We start from the raw sequence: 18,546 nt of genomic DNA on the forward strand, positions 1-18,546 counted from the left end.
GATGGCGTTGACCGTGTCCGGCCTGACCGTGCGGTACGGCTCGTTCACCGCCGTGTCGGGCGTGGACCTGGAGATCGCCGACGGCGAGGTGCTCGCGCTGCTCGGGCCGTCCGGCTCCGGCAAGTCGACGCTGCTGCGTGCGATCACCGGCCTGGAGCCGATCACCGCGGGCAGCGTGCGCTGGGACGGCGCGGACCTCGTCCGCGTGCCGGTGCACCGCCGCGGGTTCGGGCTGGTGTTCCAGGACGGCCAGCTGTTCCCGCACCGGGACGTGGCCGGGAACATCGCGTTCGGGCCGCGCATGCACGGGATACCCGCCGCCGAGCGCGCGGAGCGGGTCCGCCGGCTCCTCGACCTCGTCGGGCTGGCCGGCTACCAGAAGCGGCGGGTGACCGAGCTCTCCGGCGGCGAGGCGCAACGGGTCGCGCTGGCCCGCGCGCTCGCGCCCGAACCCCGCCTGCTGCTGCTGGACGAGCCACTGTCCGGTTTGGACGCCGGGTTGCGCGAGCAGCTGGCCGTCGACCTGGCCGAGTTGCTGCGCAGCGCGAAGATCACCGCCCTGCTGGTCACGCACGACCAGGAGGAGGCGTTCACGCTCGCCGACCGGGTCGCAGTGCTGCAGGCCGGGAAGATCCGCCAGGCCGGGGCGGTGCGCGAGGTGTGGCACCGGCCCGCGGACGAGGGCGTGGCGCGGTTCCTGGGCGTCACGACGGTGGTCGACGGCAAGGCCGCGGACGGGATCGTGCGCTGCCCGTTCGGCGACGTCGCCGTGCCCGAGGCGGCCGACGGTCCGGTGCGGCTGGGCCTGCGGCCGGGCGGACTGCGGCCGGCGGCGCAGGGCATCGCCGGCGAGGTGCTGAGCAAGGTGCACCGCCGCGACCACGTCCGCCTCTCCGTGCGCACGGGCGCCGGCACGGTGGACGCGATCGCAGCGGTGTCCGCCGACGTGAACCCGGGCGACGAGATCCGCCTCGCGCTCGACCCGGACGGCGTGGCCCTGCTCGGGTCCTAGCCGTCCTTCGTGGACAGGCGCGCGTAGGCCAGCGACAGGCCGATCAGGATGTAGCACGCGGCGCGGATCGCGCCCTCGCCCAGCTGATCGGCGGGGATCGGGTCGCGCAGGATGTCCGCGATCGCGTCCCACGACTTCGGCAGCAGGAACGGGTGCAGCCAGTCCACCGCCGACAGCAGGAGCAGCACCGTCGACACCACGGTGCCGGCCAGCACCGACACCACCACGAGCATCGGGTGCTCGGTGCACGCCGAGATCGCCAGCGCGATCGCGCCGACCGCCCACAGCTGCAGCGTCACCCACGCCGCCGCCAGCGCGACCCGGCCCAGCGCGTCGACGAACGACAACGTGGTGCCGGACAGCGTGAACAGCGATCCGGTGCCGTTGATCACCAGCCCGGTCAGCATCGCGACCACGGCCATCAGCAGCGCCGCGGCGAGCGTGAAGGTGGCGACCCCGAGCGCCTTCATCAGCAGCAGCCTGCTCCGGCTCACCGGCGCGAGCAGCAGCCCGCGCAGGGTGCCCACGGACGACTCGCCGGCCAGCGCGTCGCCGGCGGACATCGCGGTGATCAGCGGCAGCATCAGGTTCAGCGTCACGCCGAGCGTCGCCAGCGGCAGGACCAGCGCGTTCCCCGCCGCGGCGGTGAGCAGCGGGTCGCCGCCACCGTTCCCGCCGCCCGGTCCGGCGCCGTTGTCCGCCGCGATCGTCAGGCCGATCCCCATGATGATCGGGATCAGCGCGAGCAGGCCCAGCACGATCAGGGTCCGCGGGCGGCGGAAGATCCACCGCAGCTCGGCGCGGTAGAGCCGGTGGAAGGGCACACTCCACCGTTCCGCCGGCGCCGCGTCCAGCGTCGCCGTCATGACGTCCCCTCGTCCACATCGGGCAGGCCCCCGGCTTCGGAATCCCGCTGCGTCAGCCTGGCGAACAGGTCCTCGAGCCCGGTGCGGGCCCGCTGCGCCTCGTGCACCGCTACCCCGGCCCGCACCAGCGTCTCGACCACCTGCGGCGCGGTCGCGGCTGTGAGGTCCGCCCGCACGCCCTCCGGTGTCAGCCGGGCCGGGATGCGGTTGTCCCGCAACGCGATGAGCGCCTTGTCACCGTCCGGAGTGGAGACCAGCAACGACGGCGTGCCGGAGTCCAGCAGCTCCGCCAGCTCGCCCTGCGCGACGACGGTGCCGTCGTGCAGCACCGCGACGTGCGTGCACGTCGCCTCGACCTCGGCCAGCAGGTGGGAGGACACCAGGACCGTGGTGCCCTCGTCGTGCAGTTCGGCGATGATCCGGCGGATCTCCCGCGTGCCCGCCGGGTCCAGGCCGTTCGTCGGCTCGTCCAGCACCACCATCCGCCGCGGCACGAGCAGCGCCGAGGCCAGCCCCATCCGCTGCTTCATGCCCAGCGAGTACCCCCGGTAGCGCCGGTGCGCCGCGTGCGCCAGCCCGACCCGCTCGAGCGCGTCGTCCACCGCGCGGGGGATCGCGGCCGCCGACAGCCGCGGCTCGGCGGCGGCCACCCGGCGCAGGTTCTCCCGGCCGGACAGGAACGGGTGGAACCCGGGCCCCTCGACCAGCGCGCCGACCTCGGGCAGCGCGCGCGGCGCGGCCTCGGGCATCCGGTGGCCGAGCAGTTCGACCTCGCCCTCGGTCGGGCGGACCAGGCCGAGCAGCATCCGGATCGTGGTGGTCTTGCCCGAGCCGTTCGGCCCGAGCATGCCCAGCACCGCACCTTCCGGCACGTCCAGATCGACCCGGTCCACCGCGACCGCGGTCCGGTACACCTTGCGCAGCCCCCTGGTCCGCGCGGCCAGTGCCGGACCGCCGGCGGGTGCCCCGGCCGGGGCACCCGCCGGCAGCGTCTCCGTCATTTCGCTCCCAGCGCCTCGGTCAGCACCTGCTCGGGCACCGCGCCGACGGCGAAGCGGCCGTCGTCGGTGACGAGTGCGGTGACGACCTTCGTGGTGATCACGTGGCCGGTGCCGAACGCGCCGCTGACCGGCTTGCCGAACCGCGCCAGCAGCGCCTTCGGGTCGACGTCGCGCCCGTGACCGCCCTGCTGCGGCTGCAGCGCGCCGGCCGGGATGGTCCCGGTGATCACGGTGTCCCAGCCGTCACCGACGGTCTTGACCTGGTCCGCGGTGGCGTCGTGGCCGGGCTCGCGAGCCGGGGGCTGCTCCTCGGTCACCTTCGCGCCCTGCGGCGGGGTGAACTGGAACTCGCTCGCCGGCTGCGGCGCGAAGGCGATGTCGCTGAACGCGACCTGGAAGGCCGGGTCGGCGGTGCCGTAGGTCATCACGGCCAGCCGCAGCGGCACCCGCTTCTCGGCGTCAACCGCGACCCGCACCTCGCGCAGCAGCGTGCGTTCGGTCGGCTTCGGCGTCAGGACCAGCTCGTAGGCGGCCCGGTCGGCCACGCGGGCGGTGCCCATCACCGACACCGTGCTGCTCTCGCGGACCTTCGCCAGCAGCTGCGTCGCGGCCGTGGCCGGGTCGCTCAGCTGCACCTGTCCAGGCTGCTCCGGCAACGCCCCGGCGGGCACCGTCACCTTGGTCGCGGTGTTGTCCTTCGAGCTGTACGACCACACGGTGGCGCCGTTTCGGACCACCGTCCGCTCGCTCGCCCCCTGCTCGATGGACAGCCTGCTGTCGCCGGCGCCGTCGTTGACCACGCGGGCCGAGTCGATGTTCAGGCTCGTGCCGTCCGGCAGGCTCGAGACCGGCAGCCCCAGGTTGTTCTGGACCGCGACGGTGCCCTCGAGCGCCGGGGTCTTGGTGCTGAGCACCGACTGAACCAGCTCCTCGGCGCTGACCGGCGGCAGCTGCGGCGCCTCGCCCGCCGTCGCCGGCATCGCCAGCCAGGCGAGACCGGCCACGCCCAGCGCGGACCCCGTGACCGCCGCGGTGATGGCCTTCGTCTTCGGCTGCATTGCGTTCTCCCTGTGTCGTGAGCACCAGTGTGCTCGTTCCCCACCGGAAACACTTCCAAGTCCGGGCTGAGATGGGCCTGAGATGCTGAGAGACCGCTGAGAGGGGACGCCCGAGCAGCGAAAACCGGGCATGCTAGGGCACTGTGAACCCTCGGATCCTGGTGGTGGACGACGAGCCCGGCGTGCGGAAGGCGCTGCACCGCGGTCTGCGGGCGGAGGGCATGGACGTGGTCACCGCCCCGGACGGACCCACCGGCCTGCGGCTCGCCCAGACCGGCTCGTTCGACCTCCTGCTGCTCGACATCATGCTGCCCGGGCTGTCGGGGTACCGGGTGCTGCAGGCGCTGCGCGCGCAGGGCATCGCCACGCCGGTGCTGATGGTCAGCGCCAAGGACGGCGAGGTCGACCAGGCCGACGGGCTCGACCTGGGCGCCGACGGCTACCTGGTCAAGCCGTTCTCGTTCGTCGTGCTGGTCGCGCAGATCCGCGCCGTGCTGCGGCGGGCCGCGGCCGAGGGGACGCGGGGGCCGCTGCGCATCGGCGGTCTCGTCGTCGACCGCGCCACCCGCGAGGTGCGCTGGCACGACGAGCCGGTCGCGCTGAGCCCGCGCGAGTTCAGCCTGCTCGAGGTGCTGGCCGGCCGGGCCGGGACGGTGGTCACCAAGGACGAGCTGCTGCGCGCGGTGTGGGGCGACGAGCAGGCCGCGACGCGCAACGTCGTCGAGGTCTACGTCGGGTACGTGCGCCGCAAGCTGGACGCGGTCGGGGCGGGCGCGCTGGTGCGGACCGTGCGCGGTCACGGCTACCTGGCCTCCGACGCGGCACTCGACGAGGTCCTGCCCGGGTGAACCGCCTTCGCCGGTGGTGGGAACGCCGGTCCATGCAGTTCCGGATCACGGCGCCGGCCGCCGCGGTCACGCTCGCGTTCCTGATCGGCCTGGCCCTCGTCGCCGGCCGTGGTCTGGGCCCGCTGCGGGACTCCTCGGTGAACACCGAGCTGGCCGGTGCGCTGGGCCCCGCGACCGCGGCGGTGTCGGCGGGCCGGCTGCCCGCGCCGCCGGGCGGGGTGGTCCTGCGCGTCCTGGACACCGCGGGCACGCCCGTCGACGGCGGTGGTGCGACCGGGCTGGGGGCGGGCGACGTGCGCGCGCTGAAGGGCGGACAGCCGGTCACGGTGTCGGCGATGCGGTGGCTGGGGTCGGTGGTGAGCGCCCCGGACGGGCAGCTGCGGCTCGTCGCGGCCGGAACCGGCCTGGTCGGCCAGGACCTCGCGGTGCACAAGGCGGCCGAGTGGCTGATCCTCGCCGCCGCCGTCGGCGCGGTGCTCGCCGCGATCGCGACGTGGCTGGTGGTGCGGTTCGCGCTGCGCCGGGTCAGCCGCATGCGCCGGACCGTGCGCGCGCTGCCGCCGGGACAGCGGTTGCCCTTGCCCGAGGCGGACGACGAGCTGCGCGCGCTCGCGGCGGACTTCAACGCGTTGCTGCAGCGGCAGGAGGAGGCCAGCCAGCGGTTGCGGCGGTTCACCGGCGACGCCGCGCACGAACTGCGGTCCCCGGTCGCGTCGATCCGCGTGCAGGCGGAGGTCGCCGTCGCCAACCCCGATCCCGAGCTGGCTCAGGAGACGCTGGCCGACGTCCTCGCCGAGGCGGAGCGGCTGTCGTCGCTGCTGGACGGCCTGCTGACGCTGGCGCGGTCGGACGCCGGCGAGCTGCCGCCCGCCGAAGCGGTCGAGCTGCTCACCGAGGCGCGCGCGGCCGCCGACCGGCTGCCGCCCGGTTCGCCCGCCGTGCGCGTCACCGGCGTGGTCGGTCAGGCGTGGGCGCACGCGGCGCACTCCGAAGTGGAGCTCGTGCTGAACAACCTGCTGCGCAACGCGTGCCGGTACGCGTCGTCGCAGATCGTGGTTTCGGTGCTGCCCGGGCATTCCCGCGTGCGGCTGGTGGTCGACGACGACGGGCCGGGCATCCCGGCCGAGCACCGGGACCGCGTGTTCGACCGGTTCTACCGCGTGGGCGACGACCGGGCGCGCTCGTCCGGTGGCACCGGGCTCGGGCTGGCGATGGTCGCGGAGACGGTGCGTCGCCGCGGCGGCCGGGTGTCGGTGGGCGAGTCGCCCGAGGGCGGTGCCCGCTTCCAGGTCCTGTGGCGGGCGGCCGGTAACGTCTCCGGCTCGTGAAGGTGATCGTGGGAGCGGCCATCGTGCGGGGCGCATCCCTGCTCGCCCAGCAGCGCGCGTACCCGCGGGAGGTGGCCGGGCTGTGGGAACTGCCCGGCGGCCGCGTCGAACCCGGTGAGTCCGAAGCAGACGCCCTGCGTCGGGAGTGCCGCGAGGAGCTCGGGGTCGAGGTCACCGTCGGCGACCGGGTCGGGCCGGATGTGCCGCTGCGCGCGGGCCTGGTGCTGCGGGTGTTCGCCGCGGAGCTGGCCGACCCCCGCGCCCGGCCGGAGGCACTCGATCACAAGGCGCTGCGCTGGCTCGACCGGCCGGGCCTGGACAGTGTCGACTGGCTCCCGGCCGACCTGGAACTGCTCCCGGACCTGAGGCTGTTGCTGCAGCCGCCGCGGTGACCGGCTCCCCGCGGCGGCCCGGCGGCCCGGCAGGGGAGGAAGCGACCGGCGGGCAGTCCGCACAGCACTCGGCCCGCGCCGCCGCTTCACCCGAGCCGGGCCGCCCCTGGACCGGCGGAACAGCAGGTGACGAGACCTAGGCGCCCGCGCCGATCAACCGCATCGCGGAGGACAGGCGGTGCTCGCCCCGCTCGGCGGCGCGGGCGGCGCCCGCCTTGCGGATCCGCGCCAGCTCGCCGGGGTCGGCCAGCAGTTCGACGGTCCGTTCGCGGATCGGCCGGAGCTCCTCGATCACCGCGTCCGCCACGGCCTCCTTCAGCGCGCCGTAGGACGAGAACTCCGCGGCCAGGTCCGCCGGCCGGCCACCGCGGCAGCCGGCCAGGATCTCCAGCAGGTTGGCCACGCCGGGGCGCTCGTCCGGCGCGTAGGAGACGTCGGTGAAGCCGTCCGTCACGGCGCGGCGCACCTTGCGCCGGATCAGGTCGGGCTCGTCCAGCACGAACACCACCCCGGCCGCGTCCCGCGCGGACTTCGACATCTTCCGCGTGGGGTCGGCCAGGTCCCGCACCCGTGCACCGGTGGGCGGCAGCACCGGCCGCGGGACCGTGAAGACCTCGCCGTAGGTGCTGTTGAACCGCCGCGCGAGCGCGCGCGCCAGCTCGACGTGCTGGTTCTGGTCCTCGCCCACCGGGACCTCCTCCACGCCCTGCAGCAGGATGTCCGCGGCCATCAGCACCGGGTAGGTCAGCAGGCTGAGCCGCACGCCGGGCTGCCCGCTGCCCTTCTCCTTGAACTGGATCATCCGCGCCGCCTCCCCGTAGCTGCACGTGCATTCCAGGATCCAGGTCAGCGCGCCCAGCTCGCGGGCCAGGTCCGACTGCACGAACACCCGCTCGGCGGGGATGCCCGCCGCCACCAGGACGGCCAGCATCTCGCTGGTCCGCGCCCGCAGGCCGCCCGGGTTGTGGGTCGTGGTCATGGCGTGCAGGTCGGCGACGAAGTAGAGGTCGTCCGGGCCGCCGTCGTGCACCCAGCGCCGGACCGCGCCCAGGTGGTTGCCGAGCTGGGTGTGGCCGGACGGGGTGATCCCGGAGAGTCGCATCGGTGTTCCCTCGAGGTCGGTGACCGCCCCGCCACGGCCCCGGGAACGCCGAAGGCCGCCTGCGGGCGGCCTTCGGGTTGCTGGGTGTCAGCGCACGTCGGAGGAGCCGCCTGCGGGCGGCCACCAGAAGTTCCCGGTCGTGCGCACTCCGCGAGCCTAGCAGTGGCCGAAAGTAATCTCCACATTGCCTGCGCGGGAGCAATTCTTTGGAAATGGGAACGCGTGTTGCACAAGTTACCCGAAAACGCTCCGGAAACATTTCCCGGGGGTCGTTCACGGGTCTACCGTGGACGTATGTTCATCGTGTTGATCGACTACACCGCCCCCGTCGAAGAAGTCGACTACTACCTGGCTGACCACGCGAAATGGCTGGACCGGCACTTCCAGTCGGGCGAGTTCCTCGCCGCCGGCAGGCGGGCTCCGCATTCCGGTTGCGTGATCGTCACCAGGCCGATGGCCCAGGTGCACCTGGAAGCCGTTATCGCCGCCAATCCGATCGTGCAGCGACACCTCGCGCAGTTCCGGATCATCGAATTCAGCGCCACCCGCACCGCGCCCGAGCTCCGGCTCGTGAACGAGGCGCTGGCGGTCTAGGCCGCCTTCGCCAGCTCCGCCTTCGCCCGCTGCAGTGCGAGGACCGGGCACTTCTTGCAGCGCGGCTTCGACCGGCAGCACTTCTTCTTGACCTTGCCGGCCTTCATCAGCTTGCGGACCTTCTTGCGCGGGTCCGCGTGCTTCTTGCCCACGCCATCACTCCAACGTTGTCGGGTCCTCTTAGGTTAGGGGAACCTAAGTGATCAACCACCGTGGCGCTGGTCACAATGTGGTACGGGGTATCCTGATGGGGATCGCGTATGCCAGAGCGGGCCCGCGATTCATCCCTTCGAAATGTTCAGGAGCCCTCGCGTGCCCACAGCAACCGCCGAGAAGGTCCGCACCGACCTGCGCAACGTAGCCATCGTCGCGCACGTCGACCACGGTAAGACCACCCTGGTCGACGCCATGTTGCGGCAGTCCGGCGCCTTCGGCGAACGTGCCGAGGTCGTCGACCGCGTGATGGACTCCGGCGAGCTGGAACGTGAGAAGGGCATCACGATCCTCGCCAAGAACACGGCCATCCGCCGCCAGACCGGCGAGGGCTCGGTCACCATCAACGTGATCGACACGCCCGGCCACGCCGACTTCGGCGGCGAGGTCGAGCGCGGCCTGGCCATGGTCGACGGCGTGCTGCTCCTGGTCGACGCGAGCGAAGGCCCGCTCCCGCAGACCCGCTTCGTGCTGCGCAAGACGCTGCAGGCCGGCCTGCCGGTCGTGCTCGTGGTCAACAAGGTGGACCGTCCCGACGCGCGCATCGCCGAGGTCGTCGAGGAGACCCACGACCTGCTGCTCGACCTGGCGGGCGACATCGAGGACGCCGATCTCGACGCCGTCCTCGACCTGCCGGTCATCTACGCCTCGGCGCGGGCCGGCAAGGCCAGCCTGGAGCAGCCCGCCGACGGCGCGCTGCCCGACAGCGAGAACCTCGACCCGCTGTTCGACGTCCTGCTGCGCCACGTGCCGCCGCCCAAGGCCGACCCGGACAGCCCGCTGCAGGCCCTGGTGACCAACCTCGACGCGTCCAACTTCCTCGGCCGCATCGCACTCATCCGCATCCACGCGGGCAAGCTCCGCAAGGGGCAGACCGTCGCGTGGCTGCGCGAGGACGGCACCGTGCAGAACGTGCGGATCTCCGAGCTGCTGGTCACCGAGGCCCTCGAGCGCGTCCCCGCGCAGGAGGCCTCGGCGGGTGACCTGGTCGCGATCGCCGGCATCCCGGACATCACGATCGGCGACACGCTGGCCGACGTGGAGAACCCGGTGGCGCTGCCCCGGATCACCGTCGACGAGCCCGCCATCTCGATGACCATCGGCGTCAACACCTCGCCGATGGCGGGCCGCAACGGCGGCGACAAGGTCACCGCCCGCCTGGTCAAGGCGCGGCTGGACCAGGAGCTGATCGGCAACGTGTCGATCCGCGTGCTGCCCACCGAGCGCCCGGACACCTGGGAGGTCCAGGGCCGTGGCGAGCTGGCGCTGGCGATCCTGGTCGAGCAGATGCGCCGCGAGGGCTTCGAGCTGACCGTCGGCAAGCCGCAGGTGGTCACCAAGACCATCGACGGCAAGCTGCACGAGCCGTTCGAGCGGCTCACGCTGGACATCCCCGAGGAGCACCTCGGCGCGGTCACCCAGCTGCTCGCGGCGCGCAAGGGCCGCATGGAGGACATGGGCGGGCACGGCACCGGCCGGATCAAGCTCGAGTTCGTGCTCCCAGCGCGCGGGCTGATCGGGTTCCGCACCGACTTCCTCACCGAGACCCGCGGCACGGGCATCGCGAACCACGTGTTCGAGGGCTACCACCCGTGGGCGGGCGAGATCCGCACCCGGCACAGCGGTTCGCTGGTCGCCGACCGCTCGGGGCCGGTCACCTCCTACGCGATGATCCAGCTGGCCGACCGCGGCACGTTCTTCGTGGAGCCGGGCGCCGAGGTGTACGAGGGCATGGTCGTGGGCGAGAACCCGCGCGCCGAGGACCTCGACATCAACATCACCAAGGAGAAGAAGCTCACCAACATGCGCTCCTCCACCGGTGACGAGCTGGAGCGGCTGGCGCGCCCGCGCAAGCTGGGCCTGGAGGAGGCGCTGGAGTTCTGCGCCGTCGACGAGTGCGTCGAGGTCGCGCCGAACGCGGTGCGCGTGCGGAAGGTGACGCTGGAGATCACGCAGCGGGCCAAGGAGCGGTCGCGCGCCAAGTCGCGCGGCTGAACCGGCGTTTTCGAAGGGGACGTCCACCGCGGTGGACGTCCCCTTTCGTGTCCGGCGGAACCTCACCACGCTCCGCGACGTCAACCCTTCGGCGGTACCTGATCCGGTGACGGCTTGTTCTCGCCGGTCTGGCAATCTCGGTGTCGCGGCTACAGGCCTTGTGACACCATCATGGGCTCATCAGGGGAGGCAGGCGTGCGGAAGAGCGGTATCGCGGCGGCACTGATCACGGTGCTGCTCACCGCGCTGGCCGCGTGCGACACCACCCCGCCGCCGCCGGTCGTGACCTCGCCGGTGGCCCAGTCGTCGACCTCACCGGTCACCACGGCCTCGCAGATCGTCATCGGCGTCGACGACATCGCGGGCGGCTACAACCCGCACAACCTCGCCGACCAGTCCACGATCACCACCGCCCTGTCGCAGCTGCTGCTCCCGTCGGTCTTCCGGCCCGACGACGCCGGTGAGTACCAGCTGGACACCACCCTCATGCGGTCGGCCGAGGTCACCTCGACCGAGCCGTTCACGGTCACCTACCAGATCCGGCAGGACGCCTCGTGGTCCGACGGCGCGCCGATCGCGGTGGAGGACTTCGTCTACCTGGCCGACGCGATGCGCGACCAGCCCGGCGTGGTCCAGCCCGCCGGCTACCGGCTGATCAGCGGCATCCAGCCCAGCGAGGGCGGCAAGGGCGTCCAGGTGACGTTCTCCGAGCCCTATCCCGGCTGGAAGAGCCTGTTCTCGAACCTGCTGCCGCAGCACCTGCTCAAGGACGCGCCCGGCGGCTGGCAGGGCGCGCTGCAGGACAGCTTCCCCGCCTACGGTGGCCCCTTCTCGATCAAGACGCGGGACAACGCGCGCGGAGAGATCATCCTGGAGCGCAACGAGCGCTACTGGGACAAGCCGGCCGCGGTCGACCAGCTGGTGCTGCGCCGGTCGGACGCGGCGGGCCTGGCCGGTGCGCTGCGCAGCGGCAACGACCAGTTCGTCATGTCCCGGACGGACGCCGCCGGTCTGAACCAGTTCCAGGCGCTCGGGCCGACGGTCCAGCTGAACACCGTGCCGAGCCCGCGGGTGGCCGAGGTGCTGTTGCGCCCCGCGAACGGTCCGTTGGTGGACGACCGGGTGCGCGAGGCGGTGTCCGCGCTCATCGACCGCAACAAGCTGATCGACGAGGGCACCGGCGGCGGCCCGTCGGCCGGGCTGCGGGCCGATGCGCAGGTGCTGCCGCCGTCGCAGACCGGCTACGCGCCGACGATCCCCGCCGGCTTCGGCGTGCCCGACCCGGCGGCCGCGGAGAGGCTGCTCACCAGCGCGGGGTACGTGAAGGAAGCCGGCGTCTGGCGCAAGGACGGCAAGGCACTGACCCTCGTCGTGGCGGCGCCCGGGCAGCAGGAGCCGTACGCGAGCATGGCGAAGGAGCTGAGCAACCAGCTCGTCGCGGCGGGTATCCAGGTGAACACGCTGGGGCCGCAGCCGCGGGACCTGTTCGCCAACCTGCTGGCGCTGCCGGTGAGCCCGGGTTCGCAGGCCCCGACGGGCAACTCGGTGGGTGTGGACGTCGCCGTCGTCCCGCTCCCGGTGGGCGGCGACGCGGCAACGGTGCTGGCGTCCCGGTTCGGCTGCCGTCCGGGCCAGTCCACACCGTCGTCGAACGTCGCGGTGGTGCCCGCCAACCCGGCAGCCGTGTGCGACGAGTCCCTGCAGCCCACGATCGACGAGGCGCTGACCGGGACCAAGCCGGCGGCGGACGCCCTGGCCGAACTGGAGCCGCGGTTGTGGGCCCAGCACACCGCGATCCCGTTGTTCCAGCTGGCCGACACGCTGGCCACCGGGCAGGGCATTTCGGGGATGACAGTCGGTCCGCCGCTGCTGGGGCCGTTCGGCAACGCGGTGAACTGGACCCGCAGCGGGCGTTGACATCGTCGGTGCCCGCGACCCGGACCCGGCAACGAAAAAGGCCCCCAGCACGAGCCGGGGGCCTTCTCCGCGCGCAAAAAACTCAAATGAGCTGCCGCACCTGCGCGTAGTGGCACGCCGCCGGGTGACCCTGTCCCCGGTCGACCAGCAAGGGCTCCTCGTCGATGCACTTGGTCCGCTCGGCGTCGGAGAGCTCGTTCGCGAACTTCGGGCACCGCGTCCGGAACCGGCATCCGCTGGGCGGGTTCGCCGGGCTGGGCACGTCGCCGGTGATCACGATCCGTTCGCGCGACCGTTCCTTGCGCGGGTCGGGCACCGGGATGGCCGAGATCAGCGCCTGCGTGTACGGGTGCGCCGGGTTCTCGAACAGCTCCTCCGACGGCGCCGTCTCCACGATCTTGCCCAGGTACATCACCGCGATCCGGTTGGAGATGTGCCGGACCACGGACAGGTCGTGCGAGACGAACAGGTACGACAGCCCGAACTCCGCCTGCAGGTCCTGCAGCAGGTTCAGCACGCCGGCCTGGATGGACACGTCCAGCGCCGACACCGGCTCGTCCAGCACCAGCAGCTTCGGCCGCAGCGCGAGCGCCCGCGCGATGCCGATGCGCTGCCGCTGGCCGCCGCTGAACTCGTGCGGGTACCGGTTGCCGTGCTCGGGCCGCAGCCCGACCGTGGCGAGCAGCTCGCGCACCCGCTCCCGGCCGCCCTTCTCGTACAGGTTGTGGATCCGCAGGGGCTCGGCGATGATTTCGTTGACCGGCATGCGCGGGTCGACCGAGGCGTAGGGGTCCTGGAACACGATCTGCATCTCGCGACGCAGCCGCTGCAGGTCCTTGCGGTTCAGCTTGCCTAGTTCGGTGCCTTCGAAGCGCACCTCGCCGTCGGTGGCGGGCTGCAGGTTCAGCACCACCCGCGCGGTGGTCGACTTGCCGCAGCCGGACTCGCCGACCAGGGCGAGGGTCTCGCGCTCGTAGATGTCGAACGACACCCCGGACACGGCCTGGACCTCGCCGATCTGGCGCCGGACCAGGCCGCCGCTGCGCACCGGGAAGTGCTTGACGACGTTGCGGGCCGACAGGACCGGGGTCCGCTGGTTCTGCTCAGGCAGCACATCTGCCGCGCTGTGGCTCATTCGTTCTTCTCCCCGGCGGCCACGGCTTCGGCGTCGTCCACCGAAGTCGGGTTGAACAGGTCAGTGGGTTCGCGGCCGGCCAGCTCGTCGCGGAAGTGGCAGGCGGAGACGTGCAGCCCGTCCGTGGTCGGCTCGAGCGAGGGCTCCTCCCGGTCGCAGATCTCGGCCGCCATCGGGCAGCGCGGGCTGAACGGGCAGCCCGGCGGCATGTTGACCACCGAGGGCGGCGAACCGGCGATCGGGGTCAGGCGGTCGGTCTTGACGTCCAGCCGCGGCAGGCTGCCGAGCAGGCCCAGCGTGTAGGGCATGCGCGGGGTGTAGAAGATGTCGTCGACCGTCCCGGCCTCGACCACCTTGCCCGCGTACATGACCTGCACCCGGTCGGCCTGCCCGGCGATGACGCCGAGGTCGTGGGTGATCAGCACCATCGCGGCGCCGGTCTCCTGCTTCGCCGCCTGCAGCGCGTCCAGCACCTGCGCCTGCACGGTCACGTCCAGCGCGGTGGTCGGCTCGTCCGCGATGATCACCTCGGGCCGGTTGGCGATCGCGATCGCGATCACCACGCGCTGCCGCATACCGCCGGAGAGCTGGTGCGGGTACTCCGTCGCCCGCTGCTGCGGGTTCGGGATGCGGACCAGGTCCAGCAGCTCCACGGCCTGCTTGCGGGCCACGTCCTTGCGCACGTCGTGGTGCGCGGTGATGGCCTCGGCGATCTGGTCGCCCACCGGGTACACCGGGTTCAGCGACGTCATCGGGTCCTGGAAGACCATCGCGATACCGCTGCCGCGGACCCGGGTCATCTCCTTCTCGGAGAGTGCGAGCAGGTTGCGACCCTTGAAGTCGATCCTGCCCTCGACGCGGGCGGTCCGGGGCAACAGGCCCATGACCGCCATGGAGGTGACCGACTTGCCGGAACCGGACTCACCGACCACGCCCAGCACCTCACCGCTGCCGAGCTGGTAGCTCACGCCGCGCACGGCCTGCACCGGCCCGTCGTCGCTGGGGAACGTGACGGACAGGTCCTCCACCGAGAGGACGGGGTCGGCCGTCGTCTGGGAGTCGAACGAGGTCATGCGCGCACCTTCGTCTGCTGGGGGTCGAACGCGTCGCGGAGCCCGTCCCCGATGAAATTGATCGTCAACGCGATCAGGATGATGAACAGGCCCGGGAAGTAGAACAGCCACGGGCGGGTGTCGACCGCGGTCTGGGCGGCGCTCACCAGCAGGCCGAGCGAGGTGTCCGGCGGTCGCACGCCGAAGCCGAGGAACGACAGCGCGGTCTCCAGCAGGATGCCGATGGACACCAGGATCGTCGCGTTCACGATCACCGAGCCCAGCGCGTTGGGCACCAGGTGCCGGAAGATGATCCGGGCGTCACCGGCCCCGAGCGCGCGGGCCGCCTCGACGAACTCCTTCTCGCGCAGCGACAGCACGACGCCGCGGGCGACCCGGGAGACGTAGGCCCAGTACAGGCCGGCGATGACGACCGCGATCAGCCACCAGCTGCCACCCACGTTGTGGGCGAGCACGGCGGCGACGGCCAGCAGCGGCAGCGTGAGCACCAGGTCGGCGATGCGCATCAGCACGGTGTCGATCCAGCCGCGGTAGTACCCGGCCACCGCACCCCAGATCGTGCCGACGACCGTCGAGAAGATCGCCACCAGCACGGAGATCTGCAGTGAGATCTGGGTGCCGCGCAGTACGTTGGCGAACATGTCCTTGCCGACCGCGTCGGTGCCGAACGGGTGCGCAGGCGACGGCGGCTGCGAGTTGTCCGGGGTGATGTCGTCCGGTCCGTACTTCCACAGCCAGCCGCCGACGTAGGCGAGCAGCACGATCAGCAGCAGGACGATGAGGCTGGCGACGGCCAGCCGGTGCTGGAGGAACCGGCGCAGGACGAGCTGGAGCTGGCCGCGCTCCTGGACGGTGAACTCGCGTTCGACGGTGCCCTTGGGGCTGTCCTGCAGCTGGGCCGTCGGGGTGCTTTCGGTGGTCGAAGGCTCAGGCATGGCGGATCCTCGGGTCGAGCACGCCGTACAGCAGGTCGGCGACAAGGTTGAACAGGATGACGAAGGTCGCCGAGATGAGTAGCCACGCTTCGACGGCGTACACGTCGCTCTGCGAGATGGCGTCCAGCAGGAAGCTGCCCGCGCCCTGCCACTGGAACACCTTCTCGGTCACGACGGCGCCGGAGATGATGGACGCCAGGTCCAGCGCGGTGACCGTGGTCAGCGGGATGAGGGCGTTGCGCAGCGCGTGCCGCCGCATCACCACGCCGCGGGGCAGGCCCTTGGCGCGGGCGAGCCGCACGTAGTCGCTGTTGAGCACCTCCAGCATCGACCCGCGCTGGAACCGGCTCCACGACGCGTAGGAGATCAGCGCCAGCGAGATGGTCGGCAGGATCATGTGCCCCAGCACGTCGCCGAGGTGGGCCCAGAAACCGCCCTGCACGTAGATGGAGCTCGCGCCGATCGTGTAGAAGACCTGGCCGCCGGTGTTGTTGTTGATCGAGATACCGGCCTGCTTGAGGAGCACCGCGAGCCAGAAGGCGGGCATCGACAGGAAGAGGAAGCCGAAGAAGGTGGCCGTGTAGTCCAGCTTCGAGTACTGCTTCACGGCGCTCACGGCGCCGACGACGATCGCCAGGATCAGCGCGATGATCATCGCGAGGAAGATCAGGCGGAAGGTGACGCCGAACCGGGAGAGGATTTCGTGCCCGATGTCCATCGTCGAGTTGACGGACGGGCCGAAGTCGCCGTGGAAGATCCCGGTGATCCAGTTCCAGTAACGCTCCAGGAGCGGCTGGTCCAGGTGCAGCCGGTGGGCTTCGGCGGCGATCGTCTGCGGTGGTGGGGGCGGGTTCCGCGTGATGAGGGGGTCGAGCGGGTTGGCCGACAGCGACACCATCAAGAAGACGAGGAACGTCGACAGGATGAGGATCGGCACCGACACGAGCAGCCGGCGCAAGGCGAAGGCGAGCATGGAGGTCTTCCTGCTGAAAGTGCGACCAGCACGCCGCTCGTGACGGCGGAACCGGGCGGCGCGACCTGTCTGAATGTGGAGTTTGCGGGGGTCAGGGGGTGGGGGAGTCCGGCGCCGCCGGGCTCCCCCACCGCATTACTTCTCGGTAATGTACTCCCGTCCGGGCGATCAGCCCTTCCGGATGCCCCATTCCTGCATGTTGTAGACCGGCCCGTCGAGGGTCGAGTTGTTGCGGATGTTGGCGATGTTGTCGTACGACGCGATGAAGGTCGGCTTCTGGTAGAGCGGGAGCACGTACGCGTCCTCGGACATCAGCTGGTCGGCCTGGTTGAGCAGGTCGCCCGCCTTGGCCTGGTCGGTCTCGGCGTTGGCCTGCGAGATCAGGTTGTCGACCTGGGGGTTGCTGTACTTGCCGTAGTTGCTGGCCGAACCGGTGGTCCAGTTCTGCTGGGCACCCGAGAACGGGAACGGCGAGGCGACCCAGGCGAACACGATCACGTCGTAGTCGCCGCTGGTGGTCGTCTTGCCCAGCGAGTCGGTCGGGATGATGTCGACCTTGACGCCCAGCTGCTTGGCGGCCTGCTGGAACAGCTCGCACTCGTTCTGGCGGATCTGGTTGCCGACCGTGTAGCGCATGCGCAGGGTCGGCACGGGCGCGCCGCTCGGGTCGAGCAGCTGGTCACCCTGGAGCTTGTAACCGGCGCTGGTGAGGATCTGCTTCGCCTTGTTGATGTCACCCGTGCCCTGGCCGGTGGACGAAATGACGTCCTTGTAGCCCTCCTGGCCCGGCATGAAGTTGTGGTTCTGCAGCGGCTTCACCTTGTTGGTGAACTGGCCGACCGTCTTGTCGATGACGCCCTGGACGTCGACCGCGGTGTAGAGGGCCTGCCGCAGGGCCTTGTTGCCCAGCGCGGGGTTCTTCAGGTTGAAGTCGAAGTGCTCCCAGGTCAGGCCGAGGCCGATGTAGGAGGACACGTTCGGGATGTTGCGCACCTGGTTGACCAGGTCGACCTGCGGCTGCGGGTAGATGACCTGGACCTCGCGGTTCTGCAGGGCCGTCGGCTCCTGCGAGGCGTCGGTGATGATCCGGAAGATCACCCGCGACAGGTGCGGCTTGGCGCCCCACCAGGACGGGTTCGGCACCATCGTGGCCGACACGTTGTTCTGGAAGTTGTCCAGCTTCCAGGGGCCGCCGGACCAGGTCGGCACGGTCTCGCCGAACCACTTGTACGACTCGGCCAGGCCGGCCGGGGTGTTCTGGTCACCGTGCTGCGCGGCCAGGTGCGCGGGGTACATCGCACCGGTCGAGCTCCACAGGACCTTCCAGTCGGTGTACGGCTTGGCGAAGGTCACGGTGACCGTCTTGCCGTTGTCCGAACCCACGACCGAGGCGATCTGGTCGTAACCGGAGGTGCTGGCCGGCGAGCAGTCCGGGCAGTCCTTGCCGTTCTGGACCTTCCAGTTGTAGATGAAGTCGTCCGCGCTGATCGGGGTGCCGTCGGACCAGACTGCCTTCGGGTTGATCTTGTAGACCACCGTCTGCGGGTTGGTGCTGGTGATGTCGGCCGAGGTCACGAAGTCCGTGTTCAGCGTCGGCTTGAGGTCCGGAGTCGTGTAGAAGGTGTAGGGCAGCAGGCCCTTGGTCACCATGCCGGTCTCGAAGACGTTGCCTTCGGCGGAGGTCACGTTCCAGTTCGGGATGTTCTTCTCGATCGCGAACGTGACGTCACCGCCGTCCTGCAGCTGGTCCGCGGCGGCCGAGTTGCACGCGTTGGCGTTGGAGTCGCACTGGGCGAACGCCTGGCCGGTCTGCACGCCGCTGTTGCCACCGCCGCCACCACCACAGGCTGCGAGCGCCAGTGCGGCGGTAGCTGCGAGCGCGCCGAGTCTGGCGGCACGCAACTTGGTCTTCCCTAACATTCATTCTCCTTGCTCGACGCCGTCGTGGGTTGCGAGGCGGCCTCGTTCCTGTGGCGGCGAACTGTCGAGGTGATCGAGTTTGCTCACCGTAGTCGTGCAACCTAGGCAGGGGAACAGCTTCGGCGGCCACTCAGCGTGAGATTGTGATGGAACAGTGACGCGGCGTCCCTCACTCGATCGGGCG

The 18,546-nt window shown here is 71.1% G+C and carries 17 protein-coding genes; 7 read left to right on the top strand and 10 right to left on the bottom strand.

Annotated elements, in window-relative coordinates:
• Position 1: 1 nt before the first annotated feature.
• Entirely contained in the window at positions 2–1,012 is a 1,011-nt protein-coding gene (locus FB470_RS16305) for an ABC transporter ATP-binding protein (protein ID WP_306992489.1), read from the top strand.
• Here the strand turns inward: FB470_RS16305 and FB470_RS16310 are convergent.
• The 3 genes from FB470_RS16310 to FB470_RS16320 are packed head-to-tail and all read right to left on the bottom strand — an operon-like array spanning position 1,009 to position 3,937.
• Entirely contained in the window at positions 1,009–1,878 is an 870-nt protein-coding gene (locus FB470_RS16310) for an ABC transporter permease (RefSeq protein ID WP_306992491.1), read from the bottom strand. The genes FB470_RS16305 and FB470_RS16310 overlap by 4 nt on opposite strands.
• Positions 1,875–2,879 carry an ABC transporter ATP-binding protein gene (locus FB470_RS16315; protein ID WP_306992492.1) on the bottom strand — a complete coding sequence of 335 codons (1,005 nt, stop codon included), beginning with the start codon at positions 2,877–2,879 and terminating at the stop codon, positions 1,875–1,877. The genes FB470_RS16310 and FB470_RS16315 overlap by 4 nt, the downstream gene beginning before the upstream one ends.
• Positions 2,876–3,937, bottom strand: coding sequence for a DUF2092 domain-containing protein (locus FB470_RS16320; RefSeq protein ID WP_306992493.1), 1,062 nt, complete (start codon positions 3,935–3,937; stop codon positions 2,876–2,878). The genes FB470_RS16315 and FB470_RS16320 overlap by 4 nt, the downstream gene beginning before the upstream one ends.
• Before the next feature lie 143 nt (positions 3,938–4,080).
• On the opposite strand from FB470_RS16320, the gene FB470_RS16325 reads away from it, so the two are divergent.
• Genes FB470_RS16325 through FB470_RS16335 form a run of 3 tightly spaced genes read left to right on the top strand, consistent with a single transcriptional unit; the run spans position 4,081 to position 6,505 of the window.
• Positions 4,081–4,785, top strand: a complete 705-nt coding sequence (locus tag FB470_RS16325) for a response regulator transcription factor (RefSeq protein WP_306992494.1) — start codon at positions 4,081–4,083, stop codon at positions 4,783–4,785.
• A gap of 32 nt (positions 4,786–4,817) precedes the next feature.
• Entirely contained in the window at positions 4,818–6,113 is a 1,296-nt protein-coding gene (locus tag FB470_RS16330; protein ID WP_306992496.1) for a sensor histidine kinase, read from the top strand.
• Positions 6,110–6,505 (top strand): (deoxy)nucleoside triphosphate pyrophosphohydrolase, encoded by a 396-nt coding sequence (locus FB470_RS16335; protein ID WP_306992498.1) that lies wholly within the window; start codon positions 6,110–6,112, stop codon positions 6,503–6,505. Before FB470_RS16330 ends, FB470_RS16335 begins: the two co-directional genes overlap by 4 nt.
• A gap of 136 nt (positions 6,506–6,641) precedes the next feature.
• Here FB470_RS16335 and trpS read toward each other — a convergent pair whose 3' ends face one another.
• Positions 6,642–7,607 (bottom strand): tryptophan--tRNA ligase, encoded by a 966-nt coding sequence (gene trpS / locus FB470_RS16340; RefSeq protein ID WP_306992500.1) that lies wholly within the window; start codon positions 7,605–7,607, stop codon positions 6,642–6,644.
• Positions 7,608–7,901: 294 nt separating this feature from the next.
• Between trpS and FB470_RS16345 the strand changes: the two genes are divergently transcribed.
• Entirely contained in the window at positions 7,902–8,201 is a 300-nt protein-coding gene (locus tag FB470_RS16345; protein WP_306992502.1) for a YciI family protein, read from the top strand.
• Here the strand turns inward: FB470_RS16345 and FB470_RS16350 are convergent.
• Positions 8,198–8,353, bottom strand: coding sequence for a hypothetical protein (locus FB470_RS16350; RefSeq protein WP_306992503.1), 156 nt, complete (start codon positions 8,351–8,353; stop codon positions 8,198–8,200). The genes FB470_RS16345 and FB470_RS16350 overlap by 4 nt on opposite strands.
• A 142-nt stretch (positions 8,354–8,495) precedes the next feature.
• Here FB470_RS16350 and typA point away from each other — a divergent pair, with 142 nt between their 5' ends.
• Positions 8,496–10,409: a translational GTPase TypA gene (gene typA, locus FB470_RS16355; RefSeq protein WP_306992504.1), complete on the top strand. Its 1,914-nt coding sequence runs from the start codon at positions 8,496–8,498 to the stop codon at positions 10,407–10,409.
• Between the two features lie 171 nt (positions 10,410–10,580).
• A complete protein-coding gene (locus tag FB470_RS16360) occupies positions 10,581–12,326 on the top strand; it encodes an ABC transporter family substrate-binding protein (RefSeq protein WP_370876475.1) in 1,746 nt (581 codons plus the stop codon).
• An 82-nt stretch (positions 12,327–12,408) separates the two neighbouring features.
• Here the strand turns inward: FB470_RS16360 and FB470_RS16365 are convergent, their stop codons facing one another.
• From FB470_RS16365 to FB470_RS16385, 5 genes are all read right to left on the bottom strand, one after another.
• Positions 12,409–13,461, bottom strand: coding sequence for an ABC transporter ATP-binding protein (locus tag FB470_RS16365; RefSeq protein ID WP_306992505.1), 1,053 nt, complete (start codon positions 13,459–13,461; stop codon positions 12,409–12,411).
• On the bottom strand, positions 13,458–14,534 hold the full coding sequence (locus FB470_RS16370) for an ABC transporter ATP-binding protein (protein WP_306992507.1): 1,077 nt from the start codon (positions 14,532–14,534) through the stop codon (positions 13,458–13,460). The genes FB470_RS16365 and FB470_RS16370 overlap by 4 nt, the downstream gene beginning before the upstream one ends.
• On the bottom strand, positions 14,531–15,469 hold the full coding sequence (locus FB470_RS16375) for an ABC transporter permease (protein ID WP_306992509.1): 939 nt from the start codon (positions 15,467–15,469) through the stop codon (positions 14,531–14,533). The genes FB470_RS16370 and FB470_RS16375 overlap by 4 nt, the downstream gene beginning before the upstream one ends.
• On the bottom strand, positions 15,462–16,442 hold the full coding sequence (locus FB470_RS16380) for an ABC transporter permease (protein WP_306992510.1): 981 nt from the start codon (positions 16,440–16,442) through the stop codon (positions 15,462–15,464). Before FB470_RS16380 ends, FB470_RS16375 begins: the two co-directional genes overlap by 8 nt.
• A gap of 168 nt (positions 16,443–16,610) precedes the next feature.
• A complete protein-coding gene (locus FB470_RS16385) occupies positions 16,611–18,362 on the bottom strand; it encodes an ABC transporter family substrate-binding protein (protein WP_306992513.1) in 1,752 nt (583 codons plus the stop codon).
• Positions 18,363–18,546: the final 184 nt, after the last annotated feature.

Source organism: Amycolatopsis thermophila, from assembly GCF_030814215.1.
Lineage (GTDB): Bacteria > Actinomycetota > Actinomycetes > Mycobacteriales > Pseudonocardiaceae > Amycolatopsis_E > Amycolatopsis_E thermophila.

Coding starts and splice junctions, on each gene's coding strand:
- FB470_RS16305 (WP_306992489.1), top strand. CDS start 2: ATGGCGTTGACCGTGTCCGGCCTGACCGTGCGGTACGGCTCGTTCACC.
- FB470_RS16310 (WP_306992491.1), bottom strand. CDS start 1,878: ATGACGGCGACGCTGGACGCGGCGCCGGCGGAACGGTGGAGTGTGCCC.
- FB470_RS16315 (WP_306992492.1), bottom strand. CDS start 2,879: ATGACGGAGACGCTGCCGGCGGGTGCCCCGGCCGGGGCACCCGCCGGC.
- FB470_RS16320 (WP_306992493.1), bottom strand. CDS start 3,937: ATGCAGCCGAAGACGAAGGCCATCACCGCGGCGGTCACGGGGTCCGCG.
- FB470_RS16330 (WP_306992496.1), top strand. CDS start 4,818: ATGCAGTTCCGGATCACGGCGCCGGCCGCCGCGGTCACGCTCGCGTTC.
- trpS (WP_306992500.1), bottom strand. CDS start 7,607: ATGCGACTCTCCGGGATCACCCCGTCCGGCCACACCCAGCTCGGCAAC.
- FB470_RS16345 (WP_306992502.1), top strand. CDS start 7,902: ATGTTCATCGTGTTGATCGACTACACCGCCCCCGTCGAAGAAGTCGAC.
- typA (WP_306992504.1), top strand. CDS start 8,496: ATGTTCAGGAGCCCTCGCGTGCCCACAGCAACCGCCGAGAAGGTCCGC.
- FB470_RS16360 (WP_370876475.1), top strand. CDS start 10,581: ATGGGCTCATCAGGGGAGGCAGGCGTGCGGAAGAGCGGTATCGCGGCG.
- FB470_RS16365 (WP_306992505.1), bottom strand. CDS start 13,461: ATGAGCCACAGCGCGGCAGATGTGCTGCCTGAGCAGAACCAGCGGACC.
- FB470_RS16370 (WP_306992507.1), bottom strand. CDS start 14,534: ATGACCTCGTTCGACTCCCAGACGACGGCCGACCCCGTCCTCTCGGTG.
- FB470_RS16375 (WP_306992509.1), bottom strand. CDS start 15,469: ATGCCTGAGCCTTCGACCACCGAAAGCACCCCGACGGCCCAGCTGCAG.
- FB470_RS16380 (WP_306992510.1), bottom strand. CDS start 16,442: ATGCTCGCCTTCGCCTTGCGCCGGCTGCTCGTGTCGGTGCCGATCCTC.
- FB470_RS16385 (WP_306992513.1), bottom strand. CDS start 18,362: ATGTTAGGGAAGACCAAGTTGCGTGCCGCCAGACTCGGCGCGCTCGCA.